General features: G+C 43.3%; 18 protein-coding genes, 1 tRNA gene and 1 pseudogene. 7 read left to right on the top strand and 13 right to left on the bottom strand.

Annotated elements, in window-relative coordinates:
* The 3 genes and pseudogenes from A9236_RS02580 to A9236_RS02570 form a co-directional block, all read left to right on the top strand.
* Positions 1 to 605 (top strand): Spy/CpxP family protein refolding chaperone (locus A9236_RS02580; RefSeq protein WP_071467735.1); only part of this gene is annotated, 605 nt, incomplete at its 5' end.
* The gene (locus tag A9236_RS02575) at positions 606 to 908 is read left to right on the top strand and encodes a hypothetical protein (protein WP_071465150.1); all 303 of its coding nucleotides are present in this window, start codon (positions 606 to 608) and stop codon (positions 906 to 908) included.
* 124 nt (positions 909 to 1,032) lie between these two features.
* Positions 1,033 to 2,464 (top strand): annotated as a pseudogene (locus A9236_RS02570) (IS1182 family transposase).
* 213 nt (positions 2,465 to 2,677) lie between these two features.
* On the opposite strand, the gene A9236_RS02565 reads toward A9236_RS02570, so the two are convergent.
* From A9236_RS02565 to A9236_RS02550, 4 genes are all read right to left on the bottom strand, one after another.
* Positions 2,678 to 3,019: a M15 family metallopeptidase gene (locus tag A9236_RS02565; protein ID WP_201721706.1), complete on the bottom strand. Its 342-nt coding sequence runs from the start codon at positions 3,017 to 3,019 to the stop codon at positions 2,678 to 2,680.
* Positions 3,016 to 3,654: a hypothetical protein gene (locus A9236_RS02560; RefSeq protein WP_071465998.1), complete on the bottom strand. Its 639-nt coding sequence runs from the start codon at positions 3,652 to 3,654 to the stop codon at positions 3,016 to 3,018. Before A9236_RS02560 ends, A9236_RS02565 begins: the two co-directional genes overlap by 4 nt.
* Positions 3,655 to 3,723: 69 nt before the next feature.
* On the bottom strand, positions 3,724 to 4,131 hold the full coding sequence (locus tag A9236_RS02555; protein WP_071465999.1) for a hypothetical protein: 408 nt from the start codon (positions 4,129 to 4,131) through the stop codon (positions 3,724 to 3,726).
* 10 nt (positions 4,132 to 4,141) lie between these two features.
* The gene (locus A9236_RS02550) at positions 4,142 to 5,188 is read right to left on the bottom strand and encodes a phage major capsid protein (protein ID WP_071466000.1); all 1,047 of its coding nucleotides are present in this window, start codon (positions 5,186 to 5,188) and stop codon (positions 4,142 to 4,144) included.
* Between the two features lie 230 nt (positions 5,189 to 5,418).
* Between A9236_RS02550 and A9236_RS02545 the strand changes: the two genes are divergently transcribed.
* A complete protein-coding gene (locus A9236_RS02545) occupies positions 5,419 to 5,835 on the top strand; it encodes a MarR family winged helix-turn-helix transcriptional regulator (protein WP_071466007.1) in 417 nt (138 codons plus the stop codon).
* A gap of 76 nt (positions 5,836 to 5,911) precedes the next feature.
* The gene (locus A9236_RS02540; RefSeq protein WP_071466001.1) at positions 5,912 to 6,301 is read left to right on the top strand and encodes a 4-oxalocrotonate tautomerase family protein; all 390 of its coding nucleotides are present in this window, start codon (positions 5,912 to 5,914) and stop codon (positions 6,299 to 6,301) included.
* Between the two features lie 149 nt (positions 6,302 to 6,450).
* Here A9236_RS02540 and A9236_RS02535 read toward each other — a convergent pair whose 3' ends face one another.
* A complete protein-coding gene (locus A9236_RS02535; RefSeq protein ID WP_071466002.1) occupies positions 6,451 to 7,920 on the bottom strand; it encodes a Fic family protein in 1,470 nt (489 codons plus the stop codon).
* A 341-nt stretch (positions 7,921 to 8,261) separates the two neighbouring features.
* On the bottom strand, positions 8,262 to 8,963 hold the full coding sequence (locus A9236_RS02530) for a hypothetical protein (protein ID WP_071466003.1): 702 nt from the start codon (positions 8,961 to 8,963) through the stop codon (positions 8,262 to 8,264).
* A gap of 49 nt (positions 8,964 to 9,012) precedes the next feature.
* Here A9236_RS02530 and A9236_RS02520 point away from each other — a divergent pair.
* Positions 9,013 to 10,154 (top strand): IS3 family transposase gene (locus A9236_RS02520; protein ID WP_143070568.1). Its coding sequence is split into 2 segments (ribosomal slippage): positions 9,013 to 9,277 and positions 9,277 to 10,154, totalling 1,143 coding nucleotides; the frame shifts between segments, so codons are not numbered across the junction.
* On the opposite strand, the gene dcm is transcribed toward A9236_RS02520, so the two are convergent.
* Together dcm and A9236_RS02510 are read right to left on the bottom strand one after the other, a co-directional pair.
* A complete protein-coding gene (gene dcm / locus A9236_RS02515) occupies positions 10,133 to 11,101 on the bottom strand; it encodes a DNA (cytosine-5-)-methyltransferase (protein ID WP_083393405.1) in 969 nt (322 codons plus the stop codon). The two genes, A9236_RS02520 and dcm, sit on opposite strands and share 22 nt — an antisense overlap.
* 81 nt (positions 11,102 to 11,182) lie before the next feature.
* Positions 11,183 to 13,039 carry an ATP-binding protein gene (locus tag A9236_RS02510; protein WP_071464349.1) on the bottom strand — a complete coding sequence of 619 codons (1,857 nt, stop codon included), beginning with the start codon at positions 13,037 to 13,039 and terminating at the stop codon, positions 11,183 to 11,185.
* Positions 13,040 to 13,147: 108 nt separating this feature from the next.
* Between A9236_RS02510 and A9236_RS02505 the strand changes: the two genes are divergently transcribed.
* Positions 13,148 to 13,546: a hypothetical protein gene (locus A9236_RS02505; RefSeq protein WP_071464350.1), complete on the top strand. Its 399-nt coding sequence runs from the start codon at positions 13,148 to 13,150 to the stop codon at positions 13,544 to 13,546.
* Positions 13,547 to 13,669: 123 nt separating this feature from the next.
* On the opposite strand, the gene A9236_RS02500 is transcribed toward A9236_RS02505, so the two are convergent.
* The 5 genes from A9236_RS02500 to A9236_RS02480 form a co-directional block, all read right to left on the bottom strand.
* Positions 13,670 to 13,745: transfer RNA gene (locus A9236_RS02500), tRNA-Phe, on the bottom strand.
* 149 nt (positions 13,746 to 13,894) lie between these two features.
* Positions 13,895 to 14,161 carry a hypothetical protein gene (locus A9236_RS10955; RefSeq protein ID WP_201721705.1) on the bottom strand — a complete coding sequence of 89 codons (267 nt, stop codon included), beginning with the start codon at positions 14,159 to 14,161 and terminating at the stop codon, positions 13,895 to 13,897.
* 47 nt (positions 14,162 to 14,208) lie between these two features.
* Entirely contained in the window at positions 14,209 to 16,167 is a 1,959-nt protein-coding gene (locus tag A9236_RS02490) for an APC family permease (RefSeq protein WP_071464352.1), read from the bottom strand.
* Between the two features lie 21 nt (positions 16,168 to 16,188).
* Positions 16,189 to 16,884 carry a winged helix-turn-helix domain-containing protein gene (locus tag A9236_RS02485; protein ID WP_201721704.1) on the bottom strand — a complete coding sequence of 232 codons (696 nt, stop codon included), beginning with the start codon at positions 16,882 to 16,884 and terminating at the stop codon, positions 16,189 to 16,191.
* Positions 16,881 to 18,380 (bottom strand): DUF4118 domain-containing protein, encoded by a 1,500-nt coding sequence (locus tag A9236_RS02480; RefSeq protein WP_161485598.1) that lies wholly within the window; start codon positions 18,378 to 18,380, stop codon positions 16,881 to 16,883. Before A9236_RS02480 ends, A9236_RS02485 begins: the two co-directional genes overlap by 4 nt.
* Between the last annotated feature and the right edge of the window lie 30 nt (positions 18,381 to 18,410).

Here is an 18,410-nt window from a genome sequence, read left to right as displayed (position 1 = left end):
TGCCCATTAAAGAGTCTTTTGCTCAATGGGGCGGATCCCAAAGCTCTGGAATCCCAGGGATGCCTGGAATGCGAAGGGGTGCCGGGCGCAATGCCTCCAATCCCGACTCTTCCAGCACATCGGCAAATACCCATATCTCAATGCCTGCTCCAGGCTCACATCTGCTGACTTATGAGCAAATCGAAACTGGATTATCTCGCCTTGAGGAAAGTCTTAAGCTAACACCCGAACAAAGCAAGGCTTGGGGTAATTTTGCAATCAAGGTGAGACTTTATGCGAGTGATGTTGCCAAAGAAAGGGCTAAATTGAATAGCGATAGTTCCGCCACTATTGATGGCCTGAAATTTCTAAGCCAATCTACCGAAGATGCAAAAAATCGATATAACAGCTTAAAAGAGGTAGATGAGACTGCCAAACCGCTTTACAAATTATTGACTTCTGAGCAAAAGGCATCTTTTGATAGCAAAGTACCTACTTTTATTAATGCAAGCCAAAGAAGACTGATGCCAAGCCAACCAAACTACAACTTGCCAGAACTCGGTGGATCACCATCGCCCAACCAAAACCCTGGGTCAGGCACTTTACCAGGCTACATTCATCAGTAAATGCATAACCCCAACAATCTAAGTGGTCATATTCTGCCGACTTCAGGCGCAATGCTTGGGGTATGCATGACCGTTATCAGCATTGTGAAGCTAACCCAAACAAACCGAGGTATTGCCTATTGGGTAGATGACCTCCTAGCCCTAGATGCCCTCATCTTTCTAGCAAGCTCTATCTTTTCATACCTATCCATTCGAAGTAATTCAAAAAAGGTTTATTTTGAAGATATTGCGGATAAGTTCTTTATGCTCGCATTGATCTGCATGGGTGCCGCAGTCTTACTCCTGACATATGAAATTGTGTAGGCAGTGCGATGGCTGCATCTGGCCGAGGCTGTGTAAAAACCCCCAATAATCCCCCTGTTTTTGTAAACACCTAAGCACCCTCAAACGTTAATTAAGTATCACTAATTAACGGATGTTCATGAAAATGAAACGATTCATTGTCGGCCAAGATCGAACCCAAAGTACTTTATTACCTGAGCTGCTTGACGAATACATTACCGAAGAAAACCCCGTACGCGTCATTGACCTCTTTGTTGACCAGCTTGATTTAGCCAGCTTAGGTTTTGAAGGGAGTAGTTCCTGCTGATACTGGTAGGCCATCCTATCATCCTGCAGTGCTGTTGAAGTTGTATGTTTATGGATACCTTAACCGTATTGCATCGACTCGTCGCCTTGAAACTGAAGCGCTACGTAATGTTGAACTCATGTGGCTCATTACCCGCTTAGCTCCTGACTTTAAAACCATTGCGAACTTCCGCAGGGAGAACGGCAAAGCCATCCGTAAAGTCTGCGCCCAGTTTATTGAACTGTGCCGTCAGATGAATCTCTTTACCGAAGCCATGGTGGCAGTCGATGGCAGTAAGTTCAAGGCAGTGAACAGCTCCGATCAGAACTTCACCCAGGCCAAGATCAAACGGCGCATCCAAGAAGCTGAAACCAGCATTGCGCAGTACTTAAAAGATTTAGAGGCGTCTGATCTGCGCTCTCCAGCCCAATCAACCGCACACCAAGCCAGACTTAAAGAGCGCATCGCGCTCTTTACAGAGCAGATGGCACAGCTACAAGCCATTGAAGAAAAAGTACAAGCAGCACCAGATAAACAGATCTCCATGAGTGATCCCGATGCCCGGTCGATGCAACACCGTGGTGGCGGTATCGTGGGCTATAACGTACAGGCAGCCGTGGACACAAAGAACCATCTCATCGTAGCCCATGAGTTAACTAATGTCGGGCATGATCGAAGCAGCCTGGTCGCGATAGCTAACCAAGTCAAAGAAGCGCTGCAAGTAACGCAGCTGACCGTAGTGGCAGACAAGGGTTATTACAGTGGTGAACAAATCAAAGACTGCATGGACTCGGGTGTCACTCCCATCATCCCCAAATGCAAAACCTCTAGCAATCGATCTAGTGGTCTGTTTGATAAGAATGCGTTTATCTACCATCCTGATAAAAATGAATACGAGTGCCCTGCAGGGCAAGCATTAATAGAGCGGTTTAGAACCGTGGAGCATGGTAAGAATCTGATTGCCTACTGGAGCTCGAGTTGCAAAACCTGTACTTTAAAACCCCAGTGCACTACCGGAACAAATAGACGAGTCAAGCGCTGGGAGCATGAAGTAGTACTAGATCAGATGCAAACCAATCTAGAAGCCATGCCTGATGCCATGAAGATCCGAAGATGCACCATTGAGCATACCTTTGGAACCTTAAAGAGTTGGATGGGGGCCACTCACTTCCTCACCAAAACCAAAGAGCATGTGAGTACAGAAATGAGTCTGCATATCCTGGCTTACAACCTCAAACGGGTCATGAAGATCATGGGCAGTAGCAATCTGATGAAGGCGATGGCGACATAAGGCGAAAGCCTTACTCAATCCGTAATAAACAGGCCTGAGTAACGCCTCTACGAGGCGTTACTAAAAAATCACAAATTACCAAAACAGAATTGTTGGCTCAACCAGAAGCGTTTGATTTAAGGCCAAAACCCGTGTACACGCTTTAAATCTAAATCAATGGAAGTATTTTGGGTTTTTACACAGCCTCGGCCGATTGCAGTCATTAAGCAAGCCTCAGGCAACTCTTTCAAAATGCGGAATATCCACAAATCCCTTGAAATTCCCGCCCCACCTATTCTTGGGGCTTAGGCTTTCCCAGTATTCCCCAATAGTGCGGATGAGCTCTTTATCCCAGACCAGTTTTCCATTCAAAAAGAAATTCAGATCAATGGCGCAGCGTCTTAGGTGATTACTATTCATAGTTTTTGATCTACCGCTCTTAAAGTAGATCTCCTGCTGCTCCGGCGATCTCCAGAGCTCTCCCCCTGTAACTACCCACCCTTCTGCTGTTGCAAACTGAATGAGGCGACTGACGTCAATCAGGAAGGCTGCTTGTTCCATTACTAGACCGCTCATTTATCTTCTTTTTTATTTAATCCATGCATACGCATCTCAAAGATCTTCTCGACTGATCTACCGCCAAAGTAGGCAAGCATGACTAACTGACCCCATTCACCTAGAAGCTTCACATAAGCTTCATTGATATCTATACCTATAGCTGACAGAAGTGCAAACAGTAAATAGGCCGTCAGGATATAAACCAGCGTTCCTGGTCTGATATTCTTTGATAGCTTGGAGTCGCTACCCATATCCGATTGCCAACGATTGGTGGCGCTGTCCTGTGATGCTCGATGCATCTCAGCAAGAAGTTTGGATTCTTCTATCTCAAGCTCTTTTTGTTTGAGCGTGTATTGCAATAAGAGTTGCTCTTGTTCAATCTCCAGCTGCTTGAGTTTGATGAGATCTTCCTGACTGGGATTGTCCGGAATACGCGCCCCAATCTTGCTCTCAATAAATTCCTTTCCTTTGGCTTGTACCGCGCCCGCAAGTAGACCCAGGCCATTGACGGCCAAGGTTTGGACTAGAGAGGTGATGATTGGAAGCATGTAATAGTTTCTTTTCTTGATGCTTGGAATACGGAAGTCCACCGCCCCACTACCGCCTAGGCTGTTCTTTGGTGTTGGCAGTGGGGCGCAGTTACGCGCGCCCACACACCATGGTTACTTCAACACCCGCAGCCGCACCCAAACACCTGCTGCTAGCGGTGGTCTTCCCTTCTGCTAGCGTTTCTTAGCTCCTTTGGTTTCTGATGGCTCTTGCTCAAGAGTTCCTTCTAATGCCTTCTCTTGTACTGGGAGCTGACCTTCTTTCATCAAGCCTTCTACGATCTCCATTAGGCGATCTCCATCATCCTCACCAAAGACTTTGGCTACGACCTCATGGCCGTACTTGGCACAAAGGCGGTCGTACTCTTGTTCTGGAGTGATGGTGGTCTTAGATGGGCGCTCGAACACCGTGACGTTCTCGCGCCCAAAGAGGTTGCGAAGGATATTGGTCTCATAAGGCGGTACATGCACATGGATAGTTGTGAACGCATCTCTGCGCACTACCGCTTCCACCTCTTTAATTTGGAAGTCACTATGAATGAGTTCTTTTGTACTCACGCTATTGTTCATGCTGTTATTCATTCATTTCTCCTTATTGAATGGCCAATACCGCATGGGCATTAGCTCTTGAGATGGATAAAGCGCAGCGTAGGTTCACCATGGCATACATTGCTAGTGTGTCGTGCGGACGGATTGGAGCAACAATATCTAAGTCATCATCACGTAGCTTCATAAAGCGTGTGTTGAGGAAATAGCATCGCTTACTCCACTCCACGGTGCGATTGGCCATAGCATCGAGTTCATCAAACTGCGGATCCCAGATGATCTCCACACCCTTGAAGGCTAGGCCAGTGTTAACACCTGCACCTACCCCAGCATCGATGTATTTGGTTTCGCCTGATCCAGCAATATGGGTCACCGTCACCTGTTTTCGATAGGTATCAATGAACTTCCCACCCGCGATGATGAAATCCGGGCTACCGCCATGCTTAATGCATTGACGCCATGCAGTCTCCATCTCGCCTACCAAGTTACCTGGCGATGTTGATGCAATATCCTTAACTGCATAGTTGCGCCAGTAACTTGCTTTGGCTCGATCGATACCACCTACCGTACCGGCATCTGGCGCTAAGCTGACAAGGCTATCTAAGCCAACTACTGCATCTGCGCCGTGCGAGCCGTCGCGGTGTAGCTCTAGGTCCAGCTTATTGAGGAATCCCTCTCTCAGGACTTCTAACTGCTCATCCAAGAGATTGATCAGTTGTACGCGCTCGTTGTATTCCAGTTGGAATCCTCGCGCCCCACCCTCGCGCACCTTGATGCCGTTACTAAAGAGGCGGTCGTAGTCAATGTACAAGCCATCTACTGCTCTACGCCATGGGAATGAGGCCTGCTCAGTGGTGTTGCGTTTATTGAACTTAACCGTCTCCTCACCAAAGGCCCAGCTAAAGTTACTGCCGTGTTCTTTGCGGATGTTCTCGACTACATTCTGCTTTGCGCCCAATAGGCTCTTGCGCCCTTCCATTAGCTTTTTAAGGAAAGGTCTCTCTACGGCGATTTGATCAACCGGTAGATTGCGTAAGTACTCATCTAAGGAAACCTTAGCTAAGTCCTGCAAGTCTGTATTTGAAATTGGCATATGCCACCCCTATCAATATGTTTTGAAATTAGTTGGCTTCAATACCCGGTGATGGAGCGTGAACCCATCCATTACTACGCTGCTAGTCGCGACTCTAGCTTTAACGCATAGGCGTGAAGCACTGAGATCAATTATTGGGGTGGTAGATATGGGCTTGGGATATTTGTGTACTTTTTGTTGATATTTTCAATATAGTTGCATAGCTAATTAATATGGATTACACTAATCCCATGTTTGAACAATGCCTCTATTTCAATACCACCAGCCTAGCTCGCCAGCTAGAGCGGGAATGGACTAGTGAATTTAAACCCTTTGGCCTCACCCCGTCCCAGGCATTTATGCTCAGGGTGGTTCTAGATAAGGCGCCCCTATTACAAAGCGAATTAGCCTTAGAGATGAACATCAGTCGCCCCACTGCGACTAGAGGGTTAGATGGCTTAGAGCGGCTAGGTTTCATCAAACGGGCTTCATCCGCAAAGGATGGTCGTGAACAAGAGATTCATCCCACCCCTAGCGCAATAAAGATCAAAGCAGACCTAAATGCTGCTAGTGGCGCTGTTACCAAGCGTATGAAGAAATTGTTAGGCACCAATGAATTTGAATCTGTTGTAACTCAAATGAGGACTATTTCATCAGCCATGAAGTAAGTATAGATTCGTGAGCTTTTTTTATTTAAGTAATAGTTGCATAGCTAATTACTTTTAATTCACCAAGGAGAGATATATGCCAATCTTGAACGTAAAGGTCAGCGGACAAAAGAATGCTGCCACCACCAAAGCAATACATGAACTACTGCTAGACCTGACTCACCGCATTCTAGGCAAGAAGAAGGAAGTAACTGCTATTGCGATTGAGTATGTAGATCCTGAATGCTGGATGATAGGTGGAAAGCTATTGAGCCATCAAAATATGAATAGCTTTTACTTTGATATCAAGATTACCGATGAAACCAATACTAAGGATGAGAAGGCTAGATATATCCAAGAGGCCTTTGAGGGATTTAGTCGTATCTTAGGTAATCTGCATGAAGAGAGCTATATCTATGTGCAAGATGTCAGGGCTGCCACTTACGGATATGGCGGAAAGACCCAGGAATATCGATACCACCAGTAGGCAATTACTCCGCCGCACTGGTCTTTATGCCCAATGTGTCTTTGTGCCACCTTGGGCATAAATGAGCGTTTCTTTGGTCGTGGCCGTCAAGGGTGCGCAAGCCACCCCTTTGGGGTGCCCTTGACGGAATTACTCTGAGGTTTTTTGGGTCAGCCTACTACCTTCGCATATTCAGCCTCAATAGCATCGAATATTTCTTCTGGTACTGTTGCAGCAAATTTCTTACGACGGTTAGCCGATAGCTTTCCGTTTTGCTCCATGCAAGCCAGAATTAACGTATTGAGATCTTTTCCTCTGATGTCGTATTGGCCATCAATAGCACGAGAAATAAGGTCGTACTTGGCCAAGAACTCAGTTTCTTCTCTTAAGTCCTTTTCCAATGCTTGCTTGGCCATCTCCAATCCAAACTCAACACATACAGTCGCATTCCAATAGCGATATAAAGAATCATCTGATTTGAATGTCATTTGATACTCATCACCATCAATCCAAATAACTTCCCAGCGCTTGCGAGCGGGTTCAGAAAAGCTCTTTAGAGCAGCTAGGTATAAATCTTCATTGCGCTTCATCGCAATAGATACTGGCAATAGCAAGCCATTCTTTAAAGCGCCTGACTGGCACAAAGCATGATGAAACAGAAAGCGCGATAAGCGCCCATTACCATCCATGAATGGGTGGATAAAAACAAATCCGAATGAAACAATCGCAGCGGCAACCAAAGGGTCTATCTGATTTGGTGCGGTATTGGCAAAATCTACCAAGCCCTTCATCAAGTCATTGACGATCTCAGGTGGTGGTGGAATATACGTTACGCCAGCAGAGCCACGTAATGGGCTACTCAACCAGTTTTGTTGATGGCGATAGTTAACCGCTCTATCCAAAGGATTGGTAATGGCGGTATTTTGCAAGCCAACCAAATACTCTTCATCCAACTGAGTAGTCAGATGCGCTTTTTTAAGCAGCTCTACAAATGCTTCTGCTTTCGTGGCACTCGGTGTCTCATGCTCAATCTCAAAAGAGCTTTTGGTCTCGCTTAAATAAGCCCAAGACATCGCCCTATCGGATGCTGCCCCACCAAGCTCCGATAGAAATTCATTAGCTTTCTGGAGGATATTGGATTCAAGCAAGCTATTAATACGAGCAGTACGCTCAACAGTTACGCAGTAATCCAAAGAACCCAGTCCGTTGAAATTAACCCGCCATTTGGCATTACGGATGCTTGGTCCTGTAATGTATTTTTTAGGGTCAAATAAATTAACCATTGGCCCTGTAATTGCTGGCGCGTCCTTTAACTCTTGCTTATTAAAGGCTTCCCACAAAAAACAAGCTGTGCGTATATAAACACCTGTTGGCGATTCGCTAATTGCGGCCAGCATCTCTTGGGCTGGGATTTTTCTTAAGGCCTGCGACAGTAATTGGAGATTAACCCCCTCATGCTTTAGCGCAAATAAAAGGTGGTTTAGTGGGCGATCATCTTTGGGGGCTACTTTTGCCGGTATCAACAATGCACCCTGGGTGGGCGTTACACTGGTTACCGAGGCAAGGTGTGCAGGTACTAGCGGATCAAAAGCACTGAGATCAAGCTGACTTTTTACTCGTGAATAGCCTATATCGCCCATATTTCCCTCAAGACCCACTTTTTCGTTCGAATAGCTATTTTCCCACACTTTTTCTTACATATACACACTTTTTCTTACGATTACACATATTTACACACTTTTTCTTACATATTTCAATAGATTCCTACATTTTTAAACATATTCTCACTTTTTCTTACGAAATAGCAGTTTGAATGTTTTTTGCTAACTAGCTTAAAAAGCTAAGTTCACTTGGAATAGGCAGATTTATTGACAATAACTGCGATTATTAGCAGTTTTATTGACATTACAGGGCAATTTAGCCAGAAATATGCAGATTTATTGACATGTCACCTATTAGGAGCGACATGTCAAAAAACACCTTAAATTCCCATATTGCCCAAGTGTTGCGCAATCCGATCCATTGGATTACCTGCGCTAGCCAATGGCGCTCCTAATGTTGAAGTTCGCGCCCGAATCGGTTGAGGACTATGGGTTGCTATAGGCTTGATGCCTGCAAAGCTTTGTTCCGGCCTTCCAATCGCCTCATAGATGGACTCAATCATGGTTTGCCACTGCTCTGGCTGATTGCTCTGCACGAAGACCTGCATGTAAAACGGGTCGGACATGTATTTGTTAAAGCAGATTGCCTTATCAATATGATCGATTTCATCTGAACGGGTGTTCAAAAACTTGAGCATCTGCAGCTTTGCTTCGGATACCAATTCAGAGGGCTTTTTCTGGCTATCGGCGAGAGTCATCACATTGCCTACAAGCTTGCCCTCTATTTCGTATTTGCGAACTGCATCCTGAAGTGTGGCCACCATAGATTGCAAATCAACAACCTGCTTTTCTAAATCGCGTTTTTCGTTAATCACTTTCTGAATACGCTCACACCCTCGCTTTGATTTGATGCCACTAGCGGATTCTGCATTAACACTAGGCTCGGCATCAGGACTCGAACCCGTAGGTCCGGGGTTCAAGACCCTCTTAATTAGATCTTCAGCTGTTTCAGCTTGAATCTCAGCTTTCGGAAGTGTATCGACGGTAATAGCAACTTGAACTGACCTGATTTTTAGTACCACTCCAAAAGAGAGGATTTTTGATAATCTTCAACTTAAAGGAGTGTTAAATATGGCTAAAGGTCAGCGTCTCAAACCCGAGCAAATCGTCACCTTATTGCGTCAAATTGATGTTCTTACAACCAACGGCAAAACCCTAGCCCAAGCCTGTAAAGAAGTGGGCACAGTCGAGCAAAGCTATTACCGTTGGCGCAAGATATATGGCGGCATGAAGGTCGACCAAGCTCGCAAGTACAAAGATCTAGAACTGGAAAATACCCGCCTCAAAAAACTGGTTGCCGATCTCTCCTTGCGAGAAGCGATGCTCAAGGAAGTTATCAAGGGAAACTTCTAAGCCCTGCTAGGCGTAAAAATGCAGCGCAGCTGCTCATAGACAAGTATTTGGTCTCTGAGCGGACTGCCTGCAGTTTAGTGGGGCTATCCAGATCCGCTTATCGCTACATGCCATTGCCTCGAGATGATGAAGAGCCGCTACGAGCTGAAGTTGTTCGGATGGCGAGTACCTACGGTAGATACGGTTATCGGTTTATTGCCAGCATGATGCGCAGCGCTGGTTGGGGGCAAGCTACCACTGCCAAGGTGGCTCGCATTTGGCGGGAAGAGGGTCTGAAAATCCCACAAAAGCAGCCTCCTAGAGGCAGACTGTGGTTTAACGATGGAAGCTCCATGCGCCTGCGAGCGACCCACCCCAATCATGTGTGGAGTTACGACTTTGTCTTTATCAGAGACGCTTATGGGGGCAAGATTAGGATGCTCACGATGATTGATGAGTTCAGTAGAAAATGTTTAACGATCCATTGCGCCAGGAGAATTGGATCAATCCAAGTGATTGAACAACTCGCAAACGCCATGGTCCTGCACGGTATCCCGGAATATATTCGATCGGACAACGGCCCAGAATTTATCGCCAAAGAACTGCGCAGTTGGCTATCTGGTATTGGGGTGAAAACGGCATACATTGAACCCGGTAGCCCCTGGGAGAATGGCTTTTGTGAAAGTTTTAACGGTACCTTTAGAGACAACCTGCTTGATGGAGAAATCTTCTACAGTCTTAAAGAAGCTCAGATCATTGTTGGGGAGTGGGTGAAACATTACAACCATGTCAGGCCGCATAGTGCATTAGGTTACAGACCACCAGCACCCAAAACCCAAGTACCCAAACTATTGCAGAATCAACCCAGTTTGCTGCAATGATTTACTATAGAAAAACTCTCTTTGGTCGTGGACCTAAATGGACAGCAGTTCAATTTCTTCTGAAGATTAATTGATAGATCTCTCCAATAACCGCCTTGAGGAATCAACTCCATTATTTTGTGTTTTTCAGGAGTATATTTTTGCCCATCTGCTTTTGGCACATCCCGCAAAGCTTCTCTTAAGCTGACTGTGTAATTTTGCTCTTTTGGAAAAGCAATGGGTCGCTTGAGATCTTTCCTAACACCAAAGATAACTAAGCGCTCACGCTTCTGTGCCACATCAAAATATTGAGCCCGTAATATCCTGTACGCCACATCGTAGCCAAGCTCATCTAGAACATCGAGCATTGTCTTAAGAGTTCTTCCGTTGTCGTGCCTCTCTAAACCCTTAACATTCTCGCCAAGAATTACTTTTGGCTTGATTTCTTTTACTGCGCGAGCATATTCAAAAAATAGAGTTCCTCTTGTATCCTCAAAACCCATCCTCTTGCCCGCATAGCTAAAGGCTTGGCAAGGAAAGCCGCCAGCTACGACATCGGCTTTAATTTTTTTAAAATCTACATTAGCAATGTCATCAGCAACAACATTCCATTTAGGTCGATTGGCCCTTAAAGTTTCAACCGCCTTCTTGTCTATCTCCACTAGTAAATTGCAATCTAGGCCGGCATTCTCCATGCCTAAAGCCAAGCCACCAGCACCAGCAAATAATTCAACTACAGAATATTTAGACTTCTTTTTGGCCTTTAGAACCTTATAACCAACATCACCACTTCCACTATTTTTGGCCAAGAGCCTATCTAACTCTTTTTTATCAAAGTAACGATGGCCAGTGCTAGATCTATGCGCCTTAATTAGCCCCTTCTTTTCCCAGCGACGAATGGTGTCAAGAGATACATCAAGCTTTTCGCTTGCGTCAGAAATTGAAATATGTGAAGAAGTTAATTCCATTTATAACCTTTGCCTATGCAATGGTTACTATATTACAGGGTTTTTAAATTTTTCGCCCGTTCCAGAACAATATTGGGTTGATTAAAGGTCTCTAAATTCAATAATTTTTTCAAACCAAATCTTGATTTCATTCGAAGCGCCAAGCTCATCAAATAGATCTTGGGTCATTAACTTGGCTCCTTCTGCATTCAAATATTTTTTAATCTTTCCCTCTGAACTATTTTTTATGGCACCGCCAAGCCTACCTTTAATTTTCAAGAATTCTGCTAATTCCCTAGGAACATCAAAAGTCCCCCAATTCAACTGCCAATTTGCAGAAGTCTTAAAAAATTCCTCATCAGTCAAACCATATAGACTTTTGATTACTTGGGGATGTATGTAATTTTCAATCTCAAACATTTTAGTTTGCGAAGCCCAAGCTCTAGGCTTTTGATTTAATACATCTACTTGTTGCTTGTATTTTTCTACATCGGAGTCATAAATGTGAACTTCATATAAATTTAGTTTTGACAAATAACTTTTATTTACCCAATGCTGTAGCGTTGAGCCCCCCAATGGAATGGCCATAATTTTTGGATCGTTTTTAATATCAACTCCAAATATTGGGCTAATTCCATAGAAAAACTCAATATCAGTAGGCCCCTCCAAGCAAAGTGCCAGCTTAACCCCCGATAAGGGCGCTTCCGTCTCAAGATTTGGCATAAGTCCAAGGGTTGCAACGACTCGATCCATATTTGAATCCGCTCCACCCTCGACAATTACCTTTGACCCCTCTTTGTAAATAAAAATTATCTGCTCTGGATTGGCCATCGACGCTAATGCAGGGCTATGAGTGGTAATTATTACTTTTGTATTTTGCCTTGCAGAGAGCTCAATCAAAGAATTTACAAGCTCTATCTGCCAATCAGGATGCTGAGAAGTTTCTGGCTCCTCAATGGCATAAATTATGTTTTTTGATACTGCAGAATTTTGTAGCTCCGCTTCTGCCCTGAAATAGTTTAGTAAGATCAATCGCCTGACACCGCTACCTCTTTTGTTGAGCGGAATGCCATCATCGGCACTAAATGTAAATGAAAATAATGAGTCCCACGATTTTGTAGCCATCTCTGGTATTAGCACTTCAGCAATTTCAGGATTCATCTCCCTTAATTTTTCGATTGTTCTACGACCAATATCTAAAGCTTTTTGTTGTATTTCATTTTTTATTAGATTTAATTCATCTTCCAACTGAGAAATTGCGGTTTTAGTAATGGCCTTGAGTGGATCCTGAACTTCCTTATCTGAATCTCTATTTTCTCTATCCGACCTAAATAAAAAGAAGGCCGGCAAATCAGTTCGCAGACTATCCCAAATTTTTTTTCCATCCTCTTTATCTATCGGAATCTCTCTTTCTGAAAAACTATCAAAAGATATGCATCCATATATAGCCTTGCGAATTTCCGAGCTAGTATTTTTCTTAACAACATCTACATCTATTTGATCTGCGTATTTTTCTAAGTGTTTTTTTAAATCTGTAATTTTTTCTGAAATTAGAGGAACCTCAAAATATTCAGGATAATTTGCAACTAAAAAAGTTTTTAATGAGGATGCTGTTATTTTGTCTTTTGAACAATCCCAAGTTTTTTTGATTGACAATAAACCTTCCTTATCAAGCAAAAATTCACCAGTAAGATCTGTCGGGATCGTATCTATAGTATATTTTTTATCGTCAATTGAAAAAGAGGCTTGAATAGAAACTTCTTTTTTTGCGGCGTAAACATTGCAATCATTAACATCCAGCTTAATCGTCTCATTATTAAAAAATATCTCGAGAGCCTCTAGTAGTGTTGATTTACCAACATCATTCTTTCCAACAATTACATTAAATTGATGGTCAAAAGTAACCTCTATATTTTCATAGGCTCTAAAATTTTCTAATTTCAATTTGACTAAATTCATTTTTCACCCATTCAAATATTTCTTTAATTTAATTGATTACATTTAATGTAACAGATTGCCGAAATTGCTTAAAGGTGGGAAGATGCCAAGATATATGAAAGGCACATAATGCAAGACTCACCATCAACCTTTGCTGTTTTGAAAGATATTATTAACAGCGAAATTAAAAAACAGGATGCTCGTTTATCTGAATATGAAAAATTAATCTCAACAGAACTAAATCTGTTCAAACAAGCATTTGAATCTGAGTATGTCGCAAAACGAATTACGGTAAATTTTGAACCAGTCCTGCACAAAAACTCACCAAGCATCAGAGTACAAATAAGTAATCCGAGCAATTCTTTTGTAATTCATATATTGCTTGACTCATACTCAGCTCCATTTTTAGTTGGGCATAAAGCAACTAGCTTGGCTGGCACACAGGAAGGCGGAGAAATTGCCAAGAACTGCGAAGAGATTAAAAAATTACTTATCAAACGAATAGAAGCAAATACTGTCAGCTGGTAGGTCGCCTACGGTCAAACAGGATCGCCACTCCCCACAAGGTAAGGTCAACAAACTTACCCATTGTCCAATACAGTAGGCACATAAAACAAAACCCCCACTAAAAAGTGAGGGTTTTTAATTTCTTGGTGGCCCGGGGCGGAATCGAACCACCGACACAAGGATTTTCAATCCTCTGCTCTACCGACTGAGCTACCAGGCCAAGACTTGGAATTATAAATGAAACTGGAAGTGGACTTGTTAAATGTGCTTACTGTGGCTAACTCTTGGAAAAACCTTGTAAATCCTAGCTTTGTGCGGATTTTCTATCCTTCCTACGGTAGAGGGTGAGATAGAGGGTTGCTTAAGACTCTATGGCTTTACAGCCCCGGCCTTCTGTAACTGTTGCTGCGCCTTAGCAACCTGCTGACGCTGTTGTTCTGCTTTAACAGCTTCCTGACTGCGCTTAACTTGTTGCTTAAGCGTGTCTATACGCTGCTGCTGTGGCGTCAGTGGTTTTATTGATTTGATAGTTTCTACTTCTTTAATAAGCATCAATATATTTAGCAGGCTAGGTTTAAGTAAAAGCAGGCTTTTTGAAGGTGAAAAACCCTGCGTTTTGTTAAACCCTTTATTCAAGAAAACAAAAAACCACCCGAAGGTGGTTTTAATGAGAAATAGCCTTGTCAACCAACCCGCATTGGCAACAAGATCATTTGACGACCACTGAAATGAAGCCTCTCTTGGATCTCCAGCGGAGTTTGGTTATGTAGAAACTTGGTAAAGAAATTAGTCTTAGCAAAAAGCAACTTACTAGCAAATGAAATGCTCTCATTTGGGAACTCTTGATAAGCCTGATCTGTTAACTTCATGAATTCTTTGATAGGATCTGTACCAAAACCAATCTTATAAGTAGCCGCCAAACCATTTTGATGACAAAAATCAACATAGTAAGATATGGATTTTTCCATTTGCTCTCTTAATGCTTCTACCTTTTGATGTCCATCAAAGCTAGAGGCGTCGACCTCTCCCACTGCCACAAAAACATAATTCTTGTAGTGAGGAAATAATCTCATTGCCCACATCAGAGCATGAATGCTTGCTCCACGATGACGGCTAACCAAAATGATTGCGGCTGGTTTAGATCGGTCTAGTGCTGGTACCTCAGACTTTGTGCTGTCTACCAAATTGTCTGGGAATGCCTCATCCGCCTTACTCAACTCAGCTCTAAATGCCTCATAGTGCTTTCTTGTAAGCAAGCACAAGACAACCACAACACTTGTTACCAAGATAGTTAACCAACCACCTTCAAATAATTTTTCACTAATCGTAATTGTCAAGATGGATGCGGTAACAACAAAACCGAGAGCACTTAATAAGAAATGCTTGAACCAACCTTTATCTTGACTATGCTTGATCCAATAGACTGACATTCCAAACAATGACAAGCTGAATGTTAAAAACACATTGATGCTGTACAGAACTACTAAGGTGGCAACAGAACCGCCTGTAAAGATCAAAATTAGAAATGCGGCGATGCCCATCACCAAAATACCGTTTTGTCTTACTAGACGACTAGATAATTCACGAAACTGGCGAGGCACCCAATAGTCTGCGGCCATATTGGATAGAACTGTTGGGCCATCTAAAAAACCAGTTTGCGCCGCAACAAACAAAAGGCCTGCTTCAAGCAACAAGACAACGGCCAAAGCAATTGCGTTAATGTCGCCACCATTCGGATTTAAATGCTCAATGATCATTCCAAATGCGGTGGCGTTTAATGTTTGACCGTCAACCTTCTCGGCACCCCAAAGCATATACAGCAAAATAATGCCGCCCGCTGTAATGGCCAATGAGAAGGCCAAGTACCACATCGTTCTTTTGCCATGAGGCACTCTGGGTTCAGCAAGCGTATTCACATTATTAGACACCGCCTCTAAGCCGGTATAAGTACCGCCGCCCAACGAATACGCCTTGAGAAATAGCGAGGCGACCATAATCCAACCAAGATTGCTTCCTAAAGCATTCGCTTCCGAAATGGCATTAGGCATTAAGTTGCCTAATTCTGGAGCATGAACACCAATGCCATAAGCGATCAATATCGCATGGGTAATACAAAAACCCAAAAAGATTGGCAACAATACAACGATAGATTCTTTAATGCCTCTAAAGTTCAGGAAAATTAAAAAGACGACTAAACCTAACTCAATCATGAGTTTGTAGTCTTGAAACTCTGGTGGTATCAAACTAAATGCGGCATCAACACCACTAGCCAGTGATATCGCAATAGTGAGCACATAATCGACGAGCAAGGCTGACCCAGAAATTAATCCCGCCTTTGATCCCAACAAAGCTGTAGCAACACGATAACCGCCGCCACCCGTTGGAAATAATTCAATAATTTGGTTGTATCCCAAGGCAATAATAAAGACAGTTAAAGCCGTTGCCATTGCTAGAAACAAAGCCATATTGTGATTTGCCCCTAAGGCAAGAAATGCCTCTTCGGGACCATAGCAAGAAGATGAAAGTCCATCAGCCCCCAAGCCAACCCATGCCAGCAATGGAATGATCGCAATCGCATGGCGTGTCTTAGGATCCATTGGATCCAAGGCTTTACCCCTAAAGAAATTAATGATTTTTTTCATGATGTCCTTCTTGTTTCTTGGTTAAATGTCTAAACGGTATCCAATGCCCGTTTCGGTAAGTAGGTACTTCGGTTGTGCGGGATCATCCTCTAACTTTTGCCGTAAATGTCCCATGTAAATTCGCAAGTAATGACTGTCTTCGACGTGTTGTCCACCCCAGACTTCTTTTAAAAGTTGACGATGCGTAACAACGCGGCCTTGATTGACCAATAAAACATTTAAGAGCTGATATTCAGTCTTACTTAAATGAATTTCTTGATTGGCTTTAATTACTTTTCTAGTGCTCAAATCAATTTGAATATCGCCAAATGAAAAGGTGGGTGTATTGGCTTGAGCAATATTGAGACGACGCAATAAGACACGCATTCTTGCCATGAGCTCAGCAGTGCCAAATGGCTTGGTCAAGTAATCGTCCGCACCTGCGTCTAAGGCTTTTACCTTTTCATGTTCAGCAATTCTGGCAGATAAAACCAGAATAGGGTTTGATGACCAAGTCCGATAGCTCTTAATAAATTCAATGCCGTCACCATCTATTAAGCCTAAGTCCAGTATCACCACATCGGGTTTGGTTGAAGCCGCAACTTGTAGGCCACCCTTAACGCTACCTTCCAATACAACCTTCAAATCCATGCTCGTGACAACCTTAGCGATCAAATCACGAATCTGTACATCATCTTCAATGATGAGAGCTTGCCTCGGAGCGTTATCAATACTCATGATTGACGGAACTCCGGATATTGAAAGATCGGCAAAGTAAATTCAATCGTAGAGCCCTTACCGCTTGAATTATTTTTTGCCGAGATTGTTCCGCCATGAGCTTCAACGATGGTCTTACAGATTGCTAAGCCAACACCCATGCCTGATTGCTTAGTATCAGAGATTCCCCTGGAAAACATTTCGAATAGCTCAGCAGGGTTTTGTTTAAATCCAACGCCTAAGTCTTGAATGGAAATGAGCAACTGTGATGAATTAAAACTAGCAGTAACAACAATCTCTGTCGAAACATCTGAATACTTCGCCGCATTCTCTAAAAGATTGGATAGCACCCGCTCAATCAGCACTTCATCAAAATACATAGGCGGCACATCAGCAGGAATATGAGCGATCACCCTTCTATTGGGAAAGGCGCCATTGAAATGCTTAATACTTGCGCCCATAACATCCTCAAGTGGTTGCCATTCCTTTTTCAAGGTTGGGCCTTGAGTCTGAAGCCTTGCCATCTCTAGTAAGTTGCCGATCATGCCAGCCAATCTCATGCCTTGATTACGAATCGTTTCAAGATCTTTAATACTTTCTTTACCTAATTCTGGGTGATTAGTCTGTAAGTTCTCAGCCAAGCCCACCATAGTAGTTAGTGGGGTGCGGAGATCGTGAGATAGCGAAGAAAGAATCGCACTTTTTAGTCTCTCTGTTGCGGCCTCAACCTTACTCTCTTCTTCGGCCTTAAGAGACCTTAATTGGGCTACAGCCAAAGCAATCAAATTAGATGCTGTTTGTAACAAGTCATCTAAACCATGTTTTCTAATAGACCTTGTGGGATCAGACGCAATCAGAATCCCGTATGTTTTAAGTTCCGCACGAATCGGGATAAAGATAATTGAGCTTCCATCAATTTCATCTATTTCATGAAAGATGCGATTACCACTTTGAATTGCCCAAGCAATGGTTTGAGAATCAAATTTAGACTGCTTGAGCTCTTCTGGATTATCCGTAATGAATAACTCGATCTCTATACCTATTGGCTCTTCTAGGGCAGATTTAGCAACCTGAATAATCTGCTCGTCTGATTGGGCGCTAAAAAGCCCGCGAGATAGAGTCTGAAGGGCTCTAGCTAATTTTTCACGAGCCAAAACATCGCTAATTTGCTCCTTCAGCCTTGCGGCTAAATGTCCGGTCACCAAACCAACAATCAGCATTACTAAGAAGGTAATAAGGTATTGACTATCGTCAACCGAGAATGAAAATCTGGGGGTTACAAAAAAGAAGTCGAAAAAGGCCACATTGATAAACGCAGAAAATATGGCGGCATTACGACCCAATGCTGTAGCAATCAAGAAGGTGCTCAATAGGAAGATCATCACAATATTGGCAAGATCAACCAGCCCCAATAAAGCCGTACAAATCAGACTCAAGATTGAAGCAACAGCCACACAAATCAAACCCGAGAAAAATGGCTGATTAGCAATTGAGGAATTTATTGTCTTTTTGTCCACATAAGCATTTTGAATCCATCGGTGTAAAAA

Origin of the sequence: Polynucleobacter sp. QLW-P1DATA-2 (assembly GCF_001870365.1) — a bacterium.
Lineage (GTDB): Bacteria > Pseudomonadota > Gammaproteobacteria > Burkholderiales > Burkholderiaceae > Polynucleobacter.
This window is presented reverse-complemented; position numbering and strand designations above follow the sequence as displayed.